This window comes from Legionella nigrisilvae, from assembly GCF_977063395.2.
Window position 1 is genome coordinate 1 of the sequence record NZ_CDRUGZ020000024.1, and the last position, 20,455, is coordinate 20,455.

Sequence of the window (20,455 nt, forward strand, 5' to 3'; positions counted from 1 at the left end):
CAATAGTAAAAACATAGGAGAACAACATGTTACCAGTATTATCAAAAGATAAATTATTCAAATTAGCGCCATCCATATTCACACAAGCCAGCTCTTATAAAACGAGTACCAAGTACTCGCCCATTTCAACCGAGCAAATCATTGATAAATTAATGTCAGAAGGTTTTTTCCCCACTTGGGCAACCCAGACCAAAAGCCAGAACCAAGAAGCGAAAGTATTTGCAAAACACATGCTCCGTTTTCAACGCCATGATGTCCTGCAAAATAATCAGGGGCTTTATCCCGAATTGGTTCTTATTAACTCTCATGATGGTTTGTCTTCTTATCGCTTAATGGCGGGTCTTTTTCGGGTTGTGTGCAGTAATGGAATGATCGCTGGACAAGCGTATAACGAAATTAGAATTAAACATCAGGGGGATGTTCTTGGGAATGTCATTGAAGGCACCTACAAAGTGATTGAGACAGCAAATAACATGCTTGATGTATCCGATGATATGGCTTCCATTCACTTGAATGACGATGAAAAAATGATTTTTGCAGAAGCTGCTCACTCACTAAAATTCTCTGATACAGAGGGGGGTATTATCGTTAATCCTAAGAGTTTATTGCAACCAAGGCGTTATGTAGATCAAAAAGATAATGATTTGTTTACCGTGTTTAATGTCCTGCAAGAAAACTTAATTAAAGGTGGGATCCGTGGCCATCGTTTAAATAAATACGGTTACACCACTCGAACCAAAACCAGAGAAGTAAAAGCCATTGATCAAAATGTGAAATTAAATCGTGCGTTATGGACTCTTACTGAAAAAATGATGGAAATAAAAAGATAAGCAGGCATTGATGAGCAAAGGAGTATTCCTTTGTTCATCATTCTACGGATGACAAGCAAATCAATCAATTTTAAAGGACAATTATGAAATTAAGATTATATCATGGACGCAATACCCCAGAACAAGAAATGGATGATTGGGGATTTGAAGGCGCAACCCTTAATGATGTTGATGTGATTATATGGACTTATGGAGTACCAAGGATCTTTTTTGTTACTGAGAGCGCATTGAAGGAGGCCATGGATTTAACGGGGTGGGATGAATTAGGGAATGGTTTAGAAATGTGCGTTTATGAGGATTTAATCAAAACCAAAGAGGGATACTTTGGAGATTGGGAATTACTTTGAATTGCAAGAGGTGTTTTTTGCTAGTCTTTATGCCTCATCTTGTTAGTTTTATACCTTGAATATGCTTTGATAATTAATAGAATGTTGATTGATAAGATCACCAAATAATAAAAAATTTGGTGATCTAAAATAAGAACATCCAATTTGTTAATGATTACAGTTAAAGAGCTCTTTATGTAAGAAAAAATAGCTTTACTATTTATCAGAAAAACAATGAATAAAAGAAACGCCAACTTCCGTTTAATTAAAGAAAAACATAAGACTATAGAATGTGCTTTTATTTGAAGAGATCGAATATTCATTTTTAGGATAATACCCTACCTGACACAAGTGCGACTGCTTCTAAAGGTATGATTTTCGACTCATCATCAGCACACTTTATCTCGCTAATTTTTGCGACTATTTTCCCTGATTTATAATCAGTTTTTAAAATGGAATCAGAGATTGCGGTGCACGAAATGGGGTTGATATTTATTTTAAACTGTAATTGATTAGGACTATCAGAATCATGAAAGGGAGCGATGACAAATGCACTAAAAATTTTGCCCATAGGTATGGATTTTGATTCCTTAATCTCCGGTGTTGAAAATTTAAATTTTTTGATGACTACAACTTCCCCCATCTTGCTTGATGGCACATAAATTTTTTTTGATTCTGAGGTAATTTCTTTTTTATGTTCAGACAGTAATTTGAGATATTCATTCTTATTAATAAAAGCGACAGGGATGAGCCAATCCATAATAGCAATTACTGCCTTATCCAGAAAAGTTGGCTCAACACCTCGATTTTTCGCGGCAAGTTCGGATAACTCTTTTATAGTAATATAGGTTTGTTTTTCTTTCTGCTCTAGTTTTGATTGGACTGAATAAGAGTGAAAAACAAATATGCTAATAATAGCTATGGGTACTATGTATTTACACGTTTTTTTAATACTGTTTTTCACTTGAATATCCTTTTTTAAATTGATTATGCTAAAGTTAATTTTTTCTCTTTTCTGTATTGCTTCCATTCTTTGTCTTTAGAGAAAATCATCGTAGATGATTCTTCAAAAAAATGGCTAATGTTATCAATACCAGCCCATAAGCAGTATTCTTTTATTTCTGAGTAAATATCTTTACTGATTTCGATCTTAATTTTTTCAGTTTCAGGTGCTTTTCTTGCGCTGATTAAAGCCATAATAAATCCTCAATTTAATATAAAAATTAGTGTCTTTTAATAACGATTGTTAAATGGATCATAATTGCTGCTATTGTACGTTGAATAATGATGATAATCATTATTCCAATAATTGTCTCTATCGGATGCACTGGAACCAAAAGAATTTCCCATGCTGTCTAAAGCTCCAATCATTGGTAATCCTGTAGCAGGATTAATTTCTGTATTATTTGATTTGGAGCAAGAACGAAAAGAATTCTGTTTAGCATACTTTGCTTTTTCATTTTCAGTCCATTCGCTATATGGTCGAAAATGAATGATTTTAGCAATTTTTTTCAGAATTTTTTTTAATATGCCCATGATATAAATATCCCTGTTCAGTGACACGATTATAGATAAGAGAATCCGTGAATCACAAGTACGCAATTATTATGCGCTTCCCAAAATATTAATTTAAATAAACTATACTAAAATGGCCAGTGAAACACACACAAAAAAAGCAAAACCAAATAAAAAAGAACACACCCCTCGCAATGTTTATTGCTTAAAACATTTTATTATTATTCAGTAGCTTACGTGCGGATTGGCATTTTAAGATCTGCTAACACCCCTATTTTATATAGGTGTGCATCCACTCTTTAATAATAATCAATAAGTTATAAAATATCAACACCTAATCCACACCTATTGAATGAGTAAAAAATATCTATTGAACGAATATACACACCTATTCGACACCCATTATTAAATGATACAATTATTCTAAACCAGGTAAAAACAATGCACAGAACCTGCATTATAAATTTAAAAGAGGATTGTATGCCCAAGGCTTATTGTTATCTAAATCAAAGAATCATTGATCAGCTCGAAACAATTAAAAAAGATGAAGGACATGATTCATCATCCCAAACCATGAAAGAAATGATCGAATTAGGAATTAAGGTATACCTACACAATAAAGATAATCCAGTAATCAGCGAAGATGAAAAAAGACGCTTAGAAAAAGAGGAGGAATTGAATCGTCAACACACGACTCATCTTTTAAGATTACTGGGAATAAGTGCTGATATTTTTCGCTGTGTTTATGATAAAAATAAACTTTCAGGTGAATCAAATAATGCCGAAGAACATATCGCAGAACTTAAGAAGAAAGTAGATAATTTCATTGAAGGATATATCAATAATTAAGTTAGTATTAATGGTATTTACCAGTTAAATTTAAAAATAATATGGCTTATTTTAAGCTTCAAATTTTACTCTGAATAAGTCATTAATTGTTTCATCTGGAAATATGTTGTCAATCCAATTAAAGCAAATGCCACTAATGAAATAGCCAAACTACCATAATAAAATAGTTCATTCCCTTTAGGAAAATGAACTATTCGATCAATGTATATGATAAACATAAAATACAAGAACCAGATTAAAAATAAACATAAAGTCAATCCATTTTTTACATTAAAATAATAGCAATGAATACGACTTAATATTGCTAAAACCATAAAAATTGGAAACGATATAAAGTAAAAAATCATTTGCATTCCAGATGGCTCATAAGCAACCTGAAGCAGGTTATTCACTTTGGTGGAGCACGCTATTGAAACATAGAGATAAATGAGGTAGACCGATGATCCATTTATCAATAAAAGAGAAATTACTCCAAACATTTTTTTCATATAAAATTCCTAGATGCACTGCGTTCAAGTAATTAATATATTTCCATTTCTCCTCGCTGCAGGGTTTTCAGTTTCTCAATTGGATTATTTTTATTTTCAGGAAGTTCGAGATTCATTTGTCGAGAAATGCTCTCAAGACACTTCTTAATTTGATCTTGATTCATATCTATTTTATTAGGGCAGCCAATAAATTTATCGACATTCGTTGCTTTATTTAATATATCTACCACTCCTTGAACCCCACTGCTTTTATTCACATCATTAAAGTCTTTTTGATGTAACGGAATGGCAATTTCTACAGTTTTTCCATGCTGTTTTAATCGTTCAATGGTTTGAATGATTACCTTATCTTCTTTAATTGATTTGCCATCATTATCCATACAAATGACTATTTTATCTGTAAGTAATGCCATATCGATATTTACAAAATTTTCTTTCCCAAGAGTCGCTATAACCCGTTCATTTTGAACTGCATCTCTAACGCTTAATCCGGTTTCCACCCCTTCTGTAATGTAGGTGACACTTTCATGTCCTTTACCCTCGCTTAAAACGACGCCAACGCCTGCTTTTGAGCCATAAGATTTCTTGGGTTTTATCTTCATTATTGCTTTATTTGCTGTTTCATTATCCAGGTATACCACTTCAACGCAGGCCACTTTATTGTCTTTGTCTCGTGCAATATTTAACAGTGCTGGCCTGTAGCGTACTTCCTCAGTATCTTTGGTATAGACATTAGGATGAAATCGAATATTTTCCCCAGATACATTATGTATCTTTCTAATTTCTTTTAAATACCTTTCTGCTATAGTGCCTGATATAGGTTTGGATTCTCGCACCAATTGCAAACCATAATCTGATGTTTTTCTTTTCTTATCAGTGTCTTTCACTTGAAAATTATTGGGGTTTTTGTTTGCTATTTTAATACGTTCCTTTAGGTCATCACCTGTTAATTTGGCGGCATATTCAAGGCTTTCTTTAAAATTTAGATTCAATGTTTTTTGGATCAAATGAAGCATGTTTCCTTTTTCTTGTGTTTCAAAGTTATGCCAAACTCCTCTTTTTTCTCCGCTTAAACAGAGGCTTAAGCTGCCGTGAGTACCATATCGATATTCTGTTTTGGAAGAAAGCGCTTGATTAGGCTGCCCTAGCAATGATTCTATTACCAGCTCTGCCTGCTCGGATAAGTGTTGTGACAGCATATTCGCATCATAACGAGGCTCCTGGTTCTTCATTATGGGCATTCTTTGCGCTGCTTTGAGTGATGTTGATGGTGCATTGGGTATTGGGGGCTTTGTTTGGACATTCAGATGGTTAAGTGATTCCAATGCAGAAGTTTTCTCAGGAGTAACGCGAAGTTGTTTTTGCAGCTTTTTATGATCGTCTGTATAAATCATTGCCTGCAAGGAGCCTCGCGTTACCATAATATAAAACGACCGCAGGTGATTTACTTGCGCATTTTTAGTCTCAGCAACCCCAATAACAAATGGGGATGAAGCTCCTTGAATTGAATAGCTGGTAGCCGTATAACTATAATCCCAATGGGAGTCGCTCATCAATTTTTTTTGCAGCACGTGTTCCACACCACTACTGTCTTTTACGGTAAATGACTCATTATTTACCGCCGTCACCTGTACCCTTTCATTAGCGAATCGACCTAGAGTCTTATCGGATTTTTTAAAATGAATTTTTTCACCAACTGAAACCCTTCCTGGCATCGATTGAAACAATTCAATTTTCCAGTCTTTATTTTCTTTTTCAGGAACAAAGAGGCATTTATTTCCTTTCGCATCGTTTAATACTACCACTTTCGCTGATTCATCTACTGAAACCACTTTGAAATAGTGCTCCGCTTTCTTTAAAAAATACTCCTCTTGCTTTTTTAAGCAATCCCGATATGTTTCGCAATAATAAAGCTCTGCAGTAGTGTAATTAGTGCTTAACAGTCTCGGAAATTCTTTGTTTTCGGAGCCTAAAGTAGATTCTTTCATAAGGGCATCTCTTATCAAACCATTTGCAACTTCCCGTTTTTTATTTTCATGAATGATAACAATCGTGTTATCACGGCATGATGGTGTACGAGATAAATAATCTCCTACAGCCATTTCGATGGGGTTCTTTTGCTTTAATTCTTCCTGGAATGGATCTATTGATTGCTGTTGTGTGTTTTCCAGTTGCAGGTAGTCTTTGGTCGAATCGCCTGTTTCAATAATTGAAGAGGTAATGCTATGGTAAGGACTATCCGCTTTAGTGCGGGTGATTGAGTCTAAGGGTTGATTGGCTAACTGAGCTAAGGCCTTGTCAATATCACCGGCGATTAATGTTTCGATTGCTTTTTTGTATTCGATAACTTGTTGTCTTACCAAATCATCCATACAGGCCACCCTGATGCTTCCCTCTTGAATTAATATCTTACTTGGCTTACCGCTTTCAATACTTTGATGTTGGCTAATATCGCCAAGCATTGCACAACGAGCGCCAGAATGATGAATTTTTTGCATGAGGTTTGCGCAATCTCGATTAGAGACCATGGATGATTCATCGATAAGAACAAGTGTTTTTTTGCTTAATGTCGATTCCTGTTCTTGTTCAATAAGGAAACTCTTTAATGTTTGGGCTTCAATTCCCAGAGCCCTCATTTCTTTTACAGCCTGGTGAGTGGGCGCAACCGCAATTAGTTCAACCTCTTCATGAGTCATTGATTGGGCATGCTTGATGGTATCAATAGCACTGCGAGTCATGGTTGTTTTTCCAGTTCCTGCATACCCCTGAATCATAATAAACTGATCGGATGTAGTCGTGATTAACTCACAAGCTTCTTTTTGGCCTTTGGTAAGATCTGTCAGTTCTAGTTGTTTTTGCGCTTCATCACTGCTCATCAATGGCTTAAGAATGTTAATACCCGCTTTAACATTCTTTATAATCGATTCTTCAAATGCCACCGCTTCTTTGGTGGTCAAAAACTCGTTCCCTCCAGATATTAAGTCGCCACTGTTTATGGCATTACCCAGGACGTTATCTATTTCATTAAGACCTGCTTTTCCAATAGCCTGATGAACGGCCACTTCAAGTAAATCTGATCGAGTAAAGGCTGCCTCTCGTTCTGAAAGGTGAGCAATTGCAAAGTGCAGCGCTTTTTCCGCATCACTTTTTTGGGGTTTTTTAGCGGTTAATAGGGTTAAGGCCTGCTCTAGTGAACTGAGTAGATCACTCGTGGTTCTATGGTCAATAATCTGTGCACCATGATTTGTTTTGGCGGCATCCAAAGTCAGCGATATCGCGGAGGATTTTGTCGCACTTTTCATGGCAAATCGATTTGCCTTGTCCACATTATCCGTAATAATCATTACGTTTTCTTTACTGGATTCGCATAAAAGCGACATGGTATTTTGTTTGAGCGCATAGGCTGGCAGTGTCATAATGGTTTGTTTCACGGGTTTAAGATCATCGGAATACATGGTTTTGGCATAGGCATGGCTCAATGGGAAATGCTTTTCGTTACTCGTGATAAGATGAATGCTTCTTTTCCCATCTCTTATTTTTATTCCATGTCGGGTAAATGCAGTAACCTCATATTGGTTTCCTATTTTTAATCCTTCAAAGGATAAACTGGCAGTGGCCACTAATTGATCCCCGATTCCTACCGATAAAGGTGTTTGTTCATAAATCTGCATGGAATCTGTAATATTTTTAGCAGCAAGTAGTGATCTTGCCCCATTGGAATTACGAACAATCAATTGATTGTCTTTTTCATTAATACCGAGTACCGTGAATTTTTTTGATTCCGTACGGGTGTTATGGATTAATATCCAATTGGACTGATAACTTTTAGCCAGTTTTTTTTCACTGAGGGTCAAGGGAATACGGGTTAATGTATTTATAGTCTTTTCATCTGATGAAATCTCTCCCTGCTCTTTTAACTGAGTACGGATTGCTTCATTGACTTCTTTAGCTTCGAGCTTTGAGACAGTAAAGACTTTTGTATTTTGCCTCTGGATTACTGGCAAGTTACAGTACATTTGCGCTGTTTTAAGAATACGTCCCTCAACGGTTTGGGCTTCTATAAGATTGATGCTGGTGGCCGGCACCTTTCTGTCATCAACCTCAAATGATTTTATACAGGCTTTATCAAGCAAGTCGGGAATATCGGATTTAAAGCCAGACAGAGATTGTGATTTTTCCAGAAAAATGACCTTGGCACATCGCTTATCGGCAATAGATAATAAAGTATTCATCTCGTCAGGAGCCAGGCGCTGTGCTTCATCCACAATCAGTACTTCGCGCTCCTTTTTACTATGAAAAAAGGGCAATTTATGTTCTGAACCATGACGATAATTAAAGCCTGCTACTGTTTCACACAAATCCTGTTTCCCAATAGATAAAATCCATTGCCACAGTGTAGGCGCTGATTTGGCCATATCCTTATTGATTGTATTGGCAGAAAAAGCAGAGGGACAAAGGATACGAATTATTTTGGAATCCTGTGAATAATCAATTAAAGTACTTAAAAGCTCACGCGAGGTAGCGCTTTGCTGCTTGATGCGTACAACTCCATCTTTATTAAATAAGGCTTGAGTTACTGCCTTTTGAATGGACTCATTATCGGTGAGTTTGCACACTTTATCCATATTTCGTTCGATGCCTTTTTTTTGGTGTGTGAAGTTCACGATTTTTTTTATGAGCTCTTGTTCTTTGTTAATGAGCTTACTCGTTGTAAAAGAGGAGTTTTCTGCATTAAGAGCAATCAGATTTTGTGCATCAATTTCTTGATCAATCCGTGACATCAGCGCTTCAAAGCCCTGTTCACCTAAGGAAAAATAGAGACTTGTCTGTAACACTTCCTGATAGGTAAATGTAAGTTTTTTCTCTTCTAAATGCGCAATTGCATCAAGAACACTTCTATCGAGTTCTTGATTATTGGACATGGCTTCTTTAGGCGTATGCGATTCTTTGGTTTTATCCTTTAAAGTGGCCAGATAGGTGGCAGGATTTACTCCCAGCGCTTCACTTTCTGCTTTCCATCGCATGCGTAATTCCTCTGGGGAAACCACTTCCTTTGACTTTCTTGAATCCAGAGTTGCTCTGTCATATGCTTTTAACGAATTTGAGTGCATCCCTTTAATGTGTTCTTCAACCTGGGTACGGCGTTTAGACATTCGTTCCAGCAATGTCTTATCAAAATGTTTGATTTCAAATAAACCATGGGCATCGCCTGTATGTTCTATTTCGAGCCCCATTTCTTTTAAACCAAGAGCAATTTCAGACCGGTACACAAGCCCTAAAAAGATTTGGTTGTCCATAATCCATTCCATAGTGCCGTGATTACGACTGATATCAGAGGCTAAAGCACGCCACTTGCCATCAAGACGTTCAGTAAAATTCATCAAAAGTGCATGCACATGGAGCTGAGGATCAAGCTCTCGGGAGGTGTCATGGAGGATGGTCGCAAAACACAGATTGCCAGTCTTTTCATACTCCATACCCTCTTTTCCTGATTTGCGTGCTTCGGCAGCTTCCTTCTCAATGAGTTTTAATACCGTTTTTACGGCATTTAAATGCAAATCAATAAACTCTTTATGGCCACAAACCAAACCAAGATAGGACACCGATTTAGGCGCGGAGAAGGTCAGATCATATCCGCCACGATGCTTGATTTCGCCGGATTGGGTTTTGAGGCCAATGACATCGCCGCTCGGTAATGCACCACGAACAACGGCCTCAAGGGATAGTACGTTAACCTCTCCAGAAAGGTTTTGTCGCTCAGCACTTAACCCCACCCATTCGGTGGTCAATTGATTTGAAAAGTAATAATTTTCCTTATCAAAATAATAACCTGGCATTTTAATCGGTTTAACTCGCAGACTTAACATAATTTATTCCTCTATCAAAAAATAGATTCAATCTCGTATTCACCTTGGAAACGCTTGGAATTAGTCGACTCTTGCGCATTAAAGCGACTGTCTGAGGACTCATTAACAACAGGCACATGTTTAATGCTGGTATTAGAAACAGGAAGAGACGGTATGGCACGAGGTAGAAAACCTGAAGCCTTCGCGCTTCTTTTTTGATAATGAAGCTCCAATTTTGTTATAGGATATTGACCTGGCAATCGCAGATAACAAGTAAGCGGATCAAGCCCCATAATTTCAGGATAAGTCACCAAGGGTCGTGTAATACGGTTTTTTCCTAAGGAAATCCCATCACGAATGGAGTTAGCTCCATAAGAATAATTTTCTCGGGTATCATCAATTTCCTCATCCCCAAGTTCCTTACTGACAAGTTGCGCCATTTCATGACTTGGACTTGCAAAAAAGGCTCGGGTATTCAGCAAGTCAAAAATTTCAGCCGCCCCACTACGCCCATATACCTTCTCCAATTGACTAAAGCTCTGCATTCCCAGCAGAAAACAGCCGCCAAATTTCCTGACTTCAGCAATGGTTTCACCCAATAAGGGTAATTTGTGCAGGCTTGGTAATTCATCACAAATAAACCAAATTCGCCTGTTCGCATCTTCTGGCAAGCTCAAAAGTGTCAGGGATGCCATGGCAATCCACATCGAAATCAATGGTTTTAAAGATTTATGCTGTTCCCCATTGCTTGATATAAAAAGCCAGCCCTCCAAATCTTTATTTAACAGATAATCACGAATGGAAAAGGAAGGCTTACCAGATTCATCAAGCCCACTTAACGACTGCATTGATTTAAGGTAGGTTGTGATGACGGAGCGAATGGAGATGGCTGTTTTTTCTATTTTATTACTGACCAAAGTCGCTGCAGCCGTGCCGTTGAGATAAGGTTCCAACTCACTAAACTCGCCCGTTACCAGTAACCCTAACAGCTTGGATAGGGAACGTTCCTTATCCTCACGCATTTGACTTGCAAGACAGGCAAACACGGTGCGTGCTGCATTAACCCAAAATGGATCGTTTTCTCCATGCATGGGGATGAGGCTTTCTGCCATGTTTTCCAGTAATTCATCTTTTGGGGCTTCCAGCCATAAATCCCAATTAGCACAGCGTGCATCAAAAGGATTAAGTAAAACATCATGATCTTCCTGAAAATAAGCCTGAGTAAACGTGCATCCCTTGTCATAGACAATGACTCGGTCGCCTCGTGCACGTAAACAATCCATCAATTTCATAATGAACTGACTTTTCCCCATCCCAACCGTGCCATGAACCAATAAATGCTGCACCTCTGCACCTTGCAACAGGGGAAATCCATCAAGATGTAAATCAGATGCTTTTCTTTGCTTTATGATCTGTTTTTTAAGTGTTTCTGATGGGACTAAACTAGCCCCTCGTATAAATTGGTTTTGTGTTTGTACCTTTCCTCGATAAATGAAATATCGGCTCACCAAAAGTGCCACAATCAACGATAGGGGAAAACTCCATAGAGTTGACTGTAACAGGAGTGTCAGTAAACGATCGGAGGTAGCAGAAAAATAGTGATTGTGGAGAAGCTGTTCGACAGTTTGTGATGCATACCCCCCTTTAACAGGGATAGAAAATACATGTGGCACCCCTGCCAGGTGATAAAAATGAGCCGCATGATAGGACACAGTCTGTCTTATCATTCCATGTGGCGCAAAGATACAGGTCATTACAATGCTTAACCCTGCCCAAATGAATAAGTAAACATGAAAGAGCGCTTTGTTAATCTGAAACCACATCCGCAGATTATGGAATGAGATCTGGCCGCCCCGTGTATAATGTTTGTAATTGGATTCATGGCGCATTATATCTTCCTCCAGCTTGTTTTGGGCAAAGCAGCGGCTTCCACTGCTTGTATTTGTGGTTAAAAATTATTCTTTTTGATGTGTTTTGTTTATTTTAAGGGTATTGCCGCACTGGCATTTTTGTCCTTATCAAAATAATTCTTTATGAGAGTAAACAGCACGCTGATGCCTATCCTATTGAGCTCCATTTCAACAAGGATGCTCGTTAAAATCCCGCTGATGAAAAACGCGCCAAAGGATATGAAGAAGGCAGCACTGGGAAACAAGAACAGTGAAGGAATCAAAACAATCCCCGCAAATATTCGATAGGCTATAGTTCCAGCCCTTCTTATTTGTTTTACAATCAATGAGCCTGTTCTTAGTTTGTGTTTCAATTGATAGTCAATCAAAATGTATTGATTTAATGTGCTGTAAATGAATAGAAAAACAAAAAGGCATAGTCCTAGAGCCATTAATGGCAGCCAGAAAAACATGTAGATGAGCTCGTGCGTTGAAATCTCCACCATCAATACGTTCCAATAAAAAGGGAGTGGAAGTAAAAATCCTAGAAGTATTGTTCCATATAGTTTAAAAAAAACATGCAAAAACAAACGCCTGTTCGCCTGGTAATACTCCTTGGCCGGCATAATATCCACGTCCAATGTTTTTAATGTTTCTATATCCAAGGCGATGGCCTCTTTTAATTCTTGTGAATTCATTTCTTCATTATTCATGGATAAGCTCCTTCTTTGGGGCTGATTTATCATGATGATCAACCCATTTAGTAAAATAGGCGAGGTATAACTGCGTTGACGTTACTTTGCCCCAGTTTTTTCCCCTCGCCTACATCGTTGTTCGTTGTTTCAACCGCTTGCTGGTATTGACTCTTTAAACGCCCTCCTCCACTGCTTGTTTTATTTACCGCCGCATCGACCTGATTATTAATTTTTTGCTGCATGCTTTCGGCTCTTGATGCATCCATGCCAACTCCCAGAGTCCTTCCAGAATCCTCCAATGCATTACTGTTTTTGTGGTAGTCCGCTCTCATTTGTGACTCTTTGGTACTTAATGGATTTGCTGCATCCTGATAAAAGGAGTCAATCCGAGCATTTTTAGAAGCATTGCCGTATCGTGCGATTAAACCTTCTCGTTGTTCACTGATAAACTCATTAGCTAGCATTTGTAATTGTTTTAATGAAGCCAGATCTGAAGGATTAGAATACAATTCATCTCGTGCCTTTTCTCCAATGCGGTGTGCCACAAAGCCAGGAAATGCCTGATTAAGATCGGTTGTAATCTGATCGGAGTTTGATTCCACATAACTCCTGGCCGTGCTAATGCGAGCGGCTTTAGACATCGAGGCATCGTAGTTTTGACTTGCCGTTTGTGCTTCCCGCAAGTCAGTACCCATTTGATTCGAAAGGCTTGCCCCTTCCGAATGGCTGTTATCAAAATGATGGTTTTGTGCAAACTGGCTCACGTAATTAAGCGCCTGATTAAAGTCTTCTGCTTCCTTCGCTGACATGCTGCTGTCCGTACCCTCATGGTAACGATCACTACTCGTTGATGACCTATCGAACTTGGCATGACTATCAGCACCTCCTGTTGCTCCAAAAGCAAATCGCCCAATACTTCCCAGCATACTTTTTTCACTTGCGACTCCGACGTGGGCATTTAATCCAGCTGAGGTCATATGAGCCAGCGCATCCTCTTGGCTTATCCCTTCGCGCTTAGCTACATCCGAGGCAATATGCGTCATGGTCGATAAGGCCTGGCTGTATTGACCGGATTCGCTTTCAGATACTCCATCGCCTAAACGCATATCATGTCCCTGCATTTTCGATAATTGTACGGCACTGTGCGCAAAACTGGATAAGGACGTTTGATAATGCTGGCTTTCATTGGCTGCAGCCTGCCTGGATTCCTCAAAAGCCTGATTTAAAGAGCCACTTAAGGCCTTTGTATCTGAAATGTGTACGGGTCCTCGTGACATCCCAGGACTTACATCAAAAACAGCATCTCCATGGCCTGTGGTCGTCTTAAGCACTCCACTTCCCAATTGTTCCGTGTGCATCCCATGCATGTTCGTCCAATTGGTATCGTGCTTGTTAGCCGAAACATTATTGGCGCTGGTATTTTCATAGTTCATATTCCAACCGCTGTAACTTGCCATTGAGATGTTACCTGCAGCTGCAGATTGTGCTTCACTGACTGACAAAGATTGTGCCATACCACCAAAATGCTGGGAGGAGGTACTTAAAATCTGTCCCAATCCTTTCGTGATGTACAGGGCAATAACAGGAACACTTGCCGCCAATGCGCCTGCCGTATAGGCGAAATTACTGTGCATGCTCGCTAATGAATCGATATTAGAGAAGGTCACACCTCCGGTTTTTTGACCAAACAAAGTAATGGTAGTACTTGAGGCCATAGAAACAAACCAATGAAAAATAATAAACATCGGCGGCCATGACCAAAGGTAGATTTGAGATTGTACCCACAAGAAATAAGCGTTACTCAGGGTCGGGAAAAATGAAATTAAAACAACTAATGGAAAAATACACAGCGTTAGCATCCACATCACGGTCATATAGTAAGGCAGGCGAAATCCTGCAAGCCAAAAGCTATTGGCTTCGGCAATGTGCATTTTTTGAGTGCTGTCCGTATTGGTGTAATTCATGAGTGCCGCATCAGCTCCTGAAAAAGCAAAAGCATCGGCAGCAGCATCTCGGGTCGCATTAATTAAGATATTCTGCGTAAGTGTTTCAGCCGCATCTTCGGTAATGTTCATGTAATATTTGTGAGCAGCTTGCAGCCGGTCACCAAAAGTCTTTTCGCCTGGTAAAGAACTGCTGTCCGTGTTGCGTGATCCTAAAGCACCTGTGGTTACCAGATGATTAAGACGCTCCAACTCTAATTTGGCTGCAACGGGCAATCGAGTTTTTAAATTGGCTGCTGCATCAGCACAACTTAAATTGTCTCCATTGTGCAGAATCACCCGATAAATAGGCGATGGGCTCTCAAAATAGGTTTTAGATAGATGAGCACTTTGGGTAAGCTCCTGAGGGCTTAATTGGTGACTTGCCAAAAGTTTTGCCGTAAACACGCATTGACGGATATAGGACGATAGGTCTTGTGCCAAATCAGGCGACATGGAGAGCCTTGTCTGGGTTGCCGCAAGCCAGGTTCTTGCACCAAAAATCATTCCGGTTTTGTTGTACTCCAGGCTATCTGGCATGTGAAATACATCACTAAAAGCAGTTGTTATTCCGTACCCCATGCCACTAATGACTGCTGCAGGTAATGCAACACCTAAAGGCACATGATCAACTGTTAAGGCCTCTCCTGCTCCTTCGGCTGTCTGCATGTCAATTATAGCCACAGGCACTTTAATGCCTAGCACGCAATACATGACTAAAAAGGTGGTCAGCACAAAGCGAGTTAATGATTCGAGCTTTTTCCCCATCACGTACTGATAACCGACCATACCAACGGATAGAATCATGATAATGTCACACGCCGTACTAAAGGTAGATTCAGTAAGCAAAGCGGCCATACCATCAAGCAACTCTTTTAAATAAATCCCATTTTGTGGGGTGTAGATTAATAATGGGCTCATTGTGCCCCTCCGGTATATGATTTTCTTAAGATGGGATTAAGGGCATTAAGCGCCTGCTTCACGTTGTTTTGAACCAATTGATTGGTGGTCAGTGCGGCATTAAAACGTGCTCGTGATTCGCTATTAAAATTATCTACAAATTGTTGGGCTACCTGCAGGTTTTTAAATAATTTCTCTTCATGATCACTACCTAAATCACGCCCTGCAAGGGATGCTCGAATCACTTCAAGTGAATTTGCAAGATACTGGGCAAGCAAATCCGTTGCTACACTCTGAGCAAGTTCATAACTGCTTTGTATGCCGATATTCTGTTGTGCACTGGCTGAAATGAGCTGAAATACAGACGGCTGGGTTAGTTCAATTAACCCTTTTTGTTGTGGCGTTAAGGCCGTCCCTGATTTGATATTCTCATAAACTCCCTGCAGGATGGCTTGTACCTGAGAAACCAGAGCATCTTTGCTGCTGATCTCCTGGCTTCCTTTCACATTGATGGCAACACATTTTATGGGTTTGTTTGAATCAGTGCACTTATAGCTGGGTAATTTGCCTCCATAGAGCAAGGCTTTTACAAAATCCTGATTAGTCGCTAAAGAGGGATACGTTTGCATCCCTCCTTTGGCATCAAATACCAGTGTTCCTGAAATCGACATATAGACTTCTGAAATTTCTGTATCTGATTTGATGAATTCATTCAGTTGTAATGCATCCCAAACTACGTTGGTATTCAAAAGAGCCCTGTCTTTATATTCTGAATCGTTTTTTGCCTGTTCCAATCGCTTTTCAATCTCCCCTCCTGTCGAACATTTATGTCGGGCTTCTGCCCAATCGGTGTATACATTACGATTACGCCCGATGTCCTCACACAAACGCTGATGTGCCGCTCTATTTTTGGGATAAAGCGCTGCAGTCAGGTTTTCTCCCATCTCACACGAATTAAAATTTGTCCCATTAATGTCATTTGCCAGCTTTTGCATGTATTGCATGGCATGAGCAATTTCAGGCAGCTCGGTCTCCAGTGCAAGGTTCATTGCATAGCCTGCCCCGTTACTTAAAATATTCTGCATGAAGGAAACAATCTGCTCTGATTTAATAAAGGAAAAACCACCTGCAAAAATATCAATTCCGCCACATCCTGAGCGAAACCCAGGTACATCAACGTGAGCTATCTGAATGGAACGCACCTGATTTCTGGCATAGACAGAGCCTAATGATGCAAATCCTGCTGCCTGTGATTCATAGGAATGGCTACCCGTGACATTCGCAGAATAACCAAGATTATTAAAAAAATGATTTAAATCGGCACTGGCTGATGCATGAACACCATTTCCTGTCACGCAAGTAAAAGACGCAACAACGGTTAGCACAAGAGCTCTAATCATTAAATTTCTCCTCAATGTGTTGCTTTAATTCATGTACTCTTTGTGCCAGCTGATAAGGAGTTGCTTCTCCAAACAAGACAGCGTAGGCCTCCAGGGTATGTCGATTGACTAAAAACAAGGCGGGAACCGTAGGCTTATACCCTCCTGATACATAGAATGTTTGAAAAAGCTCAGGTGTTAATGGTGTGGTATCGAGTCCATCCAGGGACTCTCCATCCAGGCTAAAAGCACGAACCTTAATATGGAATGTTTCTGAAAAATCCTTTAAAACAGGGGAGAATTTTTTACAATGTGGGCAGGTGCTTCGATAAATAAATGCAAAATAATAATTTTGGGATAAATCTTTAGCTTCAGCTGATTCCTTCTGTGCAAAAGCTTTAGGGGCTTGCTTTTTCAATAACAGTGCATTGAGTTCTTCAACTGCCACATTGGCGTGCAATGGATTAATTACAGAACAAAGCAGTAAAAAAATGATGCGGACAATCATGCTTCAAACCCCTCATAGCTGTATCGTTTGTAATGAGTCGCCACATCCAGCAGGCGTTCTTTTAACTCGGTTGTGGAGACGAAACCATAAGATAAAGGCGACATTTTTTGTGTTTTTAAATCAACAAGAAACAGTGCGGGCATGTAGCGTGACTGTAAATTCATTGTTTTTTGTATTTCATGAAGAGGTATGTTTTTAGGATTAGGCAAACCTTCAATGGGTTGTCCATCTGTTGTGACCGAAATCATTGAAAAGTGGGTCTGATTGACGAATGGCACAAGATGAGTGATGAATTTTTGCGAAATGGAACTGTTCCCTTTGTAAAAAAGGATTAATCCATAACGTTTAGCCCCTTCTCGGACTACCCTCTCCATTAAAAGATTCATTGAATCATTGCGAATGGCCACAGCCGTATTGTCAGTTGGAAAATTTAAGGAATGATCCAGCTCAGGATGAGACAACAGCACCTGTTGCCAGTACTGGACAAATTTCTGATTGTTTTTGGCATACACCTGCTGGGCTTTCATGTACTCATAGGTTGCATCAAATGATGGGGCAATTAATGCCGTTGCGAGCTTATTCATGGTGGCTTTGCGGACTTCCATGAGCTCTTCATATGGAGTCAGCGCAGGCTTTGACACCTTTGGAATTTGAACAGGTTTCATCTGAGGTTCTTTGTTTTCTGTACTGTACCAATGAAACCCATGAGCAGGTGGACTTACTAAATCAGCCATGGCCGGCATGGAAAGTAACATTAAAATAATAGTAAATAATCTCATTTTTGTTCTGCCTTTTTCTGGACTCGCCGTTTGATTTCATCCATTGCTTTTGAAGCGTCGGGGCTATTTAAAACGACATCGCCTACAATTCCTGCTTCTTTTGTTGGTTGTCCTTGGGGAAATGGATAGACAGGGTTTAAAAAATCGATGCGCCCCATGTCAAGGCTTTGTAATTCATTCACACTGAGCCCCGCGCAGCGTGTATGCTCCGCATCTCCTAAAGCATTGGGATTTAATTGTCTTAAACGTCCTTCGGCCTGGATAATGCGCGCCATTTTGCTGTCAAAGACACAATAGGTGCGTTTGTGCTCCAGACAGGTGCCAAAAATGGGATCTTTCTGACTGCAGAATTCGCCTACGTAATGAGCCAGATAATTGAGTTTGGCTTTGCCTAAAGCCTTATCTTCTTCACGACACAAATCGATATGGAGTTTGTCAGCCCAGCCTTCATTCGAACAACAATCAATAATGTCCCAAACCCAGATTTTGCACTGAACGGGATGGCCTGAAAATAAGGTGGCCTGCGTTTTACCAAACTCAGCGCCAGCAGCTCCTGCAACGGCCATGGGTGCCATGGCCTCTCCAAAACCATCATTCTGAGTCGCAGCATGTTCCGTGCAGTCTCCATCGGCACAAAAGAGATCACGCACACAAGCCACAGGCTGTGGGCAGACTGTCTCATCGCAACGATATACCTGCTCATAGAGTGAACAGGCATTATTGTTCATTAATGTACAGCGCGAGCTTGCCTGTAAGCATCCTTTTTCACGTTGCGTTTTACATTCATCAGCTGCAGCGGATGCGCATTGATATCGTGCATTAAGCTCCCAGCAATCGCGGGTGACGGGCAGGCCATTAATGACACGGGTTGGATTGGAATCAGTACACTGCTCTTGTGTTTTTTGACATAGGTTGTTTGTCTCAAGAGCAGCGCATTCATTATCCCAGTGCTCTTCTTCCACATAGGATTTAGAATGAGCATTAATCGTCAATGCCACTTGAATTGGGTAATAGCGACTGAACTTATCTGAAATATACAGGGTGATTACTCCTCCATTCTGGCAGGTTGGAAGTCCCACAACACGCACCCAATGAGCAGAACCACCATTATTTAGAATGGAGTGTACTGTGGCTTTCATCTCCTCGCAGGGATGATTTAATTTAACAGGATTGGTTAAATGTCCTCCTGCGCTATTGGTCATCGCACCCGTTATAAGATTAACCGCTATGAGTCCAGTCCATTTTTTATGAACCCATACCTCAAAGTCAGCTCTTTGACTCCATCGTTCTGTGTTCACGGTTACTTTGCGTTTTTTTAAACACTGTTGTTCTGGTAATTGCCTTGATGTATGACAGATTTCCTCATGCGACTTAATCTCACAAGCCTGTGGCTTTTCATCGCATTTAATCCGCTCATTAGATTGTCCATGGGTAATCGCATAACTTTCTTCTTCAATTAATTTGGCGTTTTTAATCGCTTCATTTTTAGTATTGATTTCAAACTGGCGCTGACCAAAATGCTCGGTCACAGTATGTCCACCGGCATCATTTTTTAAGGCATTCGCAGCCAAGGTACTTAAATCCGTTTTTTCAGTTTCAACCCCCTGATAATGAAGCGATTGCGAGGGATTTTCCGTATAGTCTTTGAAGGTATTCTGGGGCTTAAATTCATTCATGGCGCTCAGTGGCTGATTCCCCAAAGATTTTGCGTATTCTTTTAATTTCTGAAAGTCCTGCGCTGTTGTATTGGCAGCTGAGAACGTGCCAAATCCAAAAATACAGACGATGGCCAACATGCATCTAAACATGGCCTTTCTCCAATATGGTGGCCGCTAATGTGGCTCCTGCATCTCCTTTCTGGGCGATGAGCTCCAGTCCTTTTTTTATGCTTGCATTGCCATAGACTACATCAAAGGGTTGATTGGCACAGAACTGCCCTGAACCGCAAGACTTGGAGGGCTCTGTGACTACAAGCGCTGGAACCGTTGTAATGTGGAATTGACTAAACCAGACCGGATCAATAGAAATTCCCTTAAAGTTTAAATGCTGCTTTTGAGCTTCGCTATTAAGGCGTTTAAATGTTTCTATGGTTTGTTTAAAATCACCATCCACTAAGCCATTAATGACCACGGGAATATGAAACCGTGCTGCTTCATCGCTCAATGCAAATAGAAGTGAGTCGGGCATGGAAAAGGATACAAATAAAATGGCACCTTCTACTCTCTGCGGTTTTTGATTGCTTTGTAAACCGTCCGCGCTGCGTTGCATGAGTGTATCAATCAATGATTGGTGCTCTGATTGATTCCGTGAGGACGTACGATTTAGCATTTCGATTGTCTTACTCGAAATGGTTGATACTTGGTGAGCCCCCTCCTCTTGATACTGCCTTAATTCATCATTAGTGTTTGCAAAACATCCGCCAATCCCGGTCAGAAACAGGATAATGATTTTAATGTAGTGCGCCATTAA

16 protein-coding genes are annotated in these 20,455 nt (G+C 39.9%); 3 read left to right on the forward strand and 13 right to left on the reverse strand.

What is annotated here, in order from left to right:
• Positions 1–26 precede the first annotated feature (26 nt).
• Positions 27–830 carry a DUF932 domain-containing protein gene (locus ACWTE2_RS16470; protein WP_014845128.1) on the forward strand — a complete coding sequence of 268 codons (804 nt, stop codon included), beginning with the start codon at positions 27–29 and terminating at the stop codon, positions 828–830.
• 83 nt (positions 831–913) lie between these two features.
• A complete protein-coding gene (locus ACWTE2_RS16475) occupies positions 914–1,177 on the forward strand; it encodes a hypothetical protein (protein ID WP_014845129.1) in 264 nt (87 codons plus the stop codon).
• Between the two features lie 304 nt (positions 1,178–1,481).
• On the opposite strand, the gene ACWTE2_RS16480 is transcribed toward ACWTE2_RS16475, so the two are convergent.
• The 3 genes from ACWTE2_RS16480 to ACWTE2_RS16490 are packed head-to-tail and all read right to left on the reverse strand — an operon-like array spanning position 1,482 to position 2,758.
• Positions 1,482–2,120 carry a hypothetical protein gene (locus ACWTE2_RS16480; protein ID WP_014845130.1) on the reverse strand — a complete coding sequence of 213 codons (639 nt, stop codon included), beginning with the start codon at positions 2,118–2,120 and terminating at the stop codon, positions 1,482–1,484.
• A gap of 23 nt (positions 2,121–2,143) precedes the next feature.
• Positions 2,144–2,353, reverse strand: a complete 210-nt coding sequence (locus tag ACWTE2_RS16485; RefSeq protein ID WP_014845131.1) for a hypothetical protein — start codon at positions 2,351–2,353, stop codon at positions 2,144–2,146.
• A 36-nt stretch (positions 2,354–2,389) separates the two neighbouring features.
• Positions 2,390–2,758, reverse strand: coding sequence for a hypothetical protein (locus ACWTE2_RS16490; protein WP_255464430.1), 369 nt, complete (start codon positions 2,756–2,758; stop codon positions 2,390–2,392).
• A gap of 393 nt (positions 2,759–3,151) precedes the next feature.
• Between ACWTE2_RS16490 and ACWTE2_RS16495 the strand changes: the two genes are divergently transcribed.
• Positions 3,152–3,520, forward strand: coding sequence for a hypothetical protein (locus tag ACWTE2_RS16495; protein ID WP_014845133.1), 369 nt, complete (start codon positions 3,152–3,154; stop codon positions 3,518–3,520).
• 65 nt (positions 3,521–3,585) lie between these two features.
• Here the strand turns inward: ACWTE2_RS16495 and ACWTE2_RS16500 are convergent, their stop codons facing one another.
• From ACWTE2_RS16500 to trbC, 10 genes are all read right to left on the reverse strand, one after another.
• Positions 3,586–4,008 carry a hypothetical protein gene (locus tag ACWTE2_RS16500; protein ID WP_019350439.1) on the reverse strand — a complete coding sequence of 141 codons (423 nt, stop codon included), beginning with the start codon at positions 4,006–4,008 and terminating at the stop codon, positions 3,586–3,588.
• A 32-nt stretch (positions 4,009–4,040) separates the two neighbouring features.
• Positions 4,041–9,875: a conjugative transfer relaxase/helicase TraI gene (gene traI, locus ACWTE2_RS16505; RefSeq protein WP_014845134.1), complete on the reverse strand. Its 5,835-nt coding sequence runs from the start codon at positions 9,873–9,875 to the stop codon at positions 4,041–4,043.
• Positions 9,876–9,889: 14 nt separating this feature from the next.
• On the reverse strand, positions 9,890–11,743 hold the full coding sequence (traD, locus tag ACWTE2_RS16510; protein WP_014845135.1) for a type IV conjugative transfer system coupling protein TraD: 1,854 nt from the start codon (positions 11,741–11,743) through the stop codon (positions 9,890–9,892).
• Between the two features lie 89 nt (positions 11,744–11,832).
• Positions 11,833–12,456: a hypothetical protein gene (locus ACWTE2_RS16515; protein ID WP_014845136.1), complete on the reverse strand. Its 624-nt coding sequence runs from the start codon at positions 12,454–12,456 to the stop codon at positions 11,833–11,835.
• Between the two features lie 47 nt (positions 12,457–12,503).
• Positions 12,504–15,341: a conjugal transfer protein TraG N-terminal domain-containing protein gene (locus tag ACWTE2_RS16520; protein WP_014845137.1), complete on the reverse strand. Its 2,838-nt coding sequence runs from the start codon at positions 15,339–15,341 to the stop codon at positions 12,504–12,506.
• Entirely contained in the window at positions 15,338–16,720 is a 1,383-nt protein-coding gene (locus tag ACWTE2_RS16525; RefSeq protein ID WP_014845138.1) for a conjugal transfer protein TraH, read from the reverse strand. Before ACWTE2_RS16525 ends, ACWTE2_RS16520 begins: the two co-directional genes overlap by 4 nt.
• Positions 16,713–17,207: a type-F conjugative transfer system pilin assembly thiol-disulfide isomerase TrbB gene (gene trbB, locus ACWTE2_RS16530; RefSeq protein WP_014845139.1), complete on the reverse strand. Its 495-nt coding sequence runs from the start codon at positions 17,205–17,207 to the stop codon at positions 16,713–16,715. The genes ACWTE2_RS16525 and trbB overlap by 8 nt, the downstream gene beginning before the upstream one ends.
• A complete protein-coding gene (gene traF / locus ACWTE2_RS16535) occupies positions 17,204–17,986 on the reverse strand; it encodes a type-F conjugative transfer system pilin assembly protein TraF (protein ID WP_014845140.1) in 783 nt (260 codons plus the stop codon). The genes trbB and traF overlap by 4 nt, the downstream gene beginning before the upstream one ends.
• Positions 17,983–19,794 (reverse strand): type-F conjugative transfer system mating-pair stabilization protein TraN, encoded by a 1,812-nt coding sequence (gene traN / locus ACWTE2_RS16540; RefSeq protein WP_014845141.1) that lies wholly within the window; start codon positions 19,792–19,794, stop codon positions 17,983–17,985. Before traN ends, traF begins: the two co-directional genes overlap by 4 nt.
• The gene (gene trbC, locus ACWTE2_RS16545) at positions 19,787–20,452 is read right to left on the reverse strand and encodes a type-F conjugative transfer system pilin assembly protein TrbC (RefSeq protein WP_101901819.1); all 666 of its coding nucleotides are present in this window, start codon (positions 20,450–20,452) and stop codon (positions 19,787–19,789) included. The genes traN and trbC overlap by 8 nt, the downstream gene beginning before the upstream one ends.
• Between the last annotated feature and the right edge of the window lie 3 nt (positions 20,453–20,455).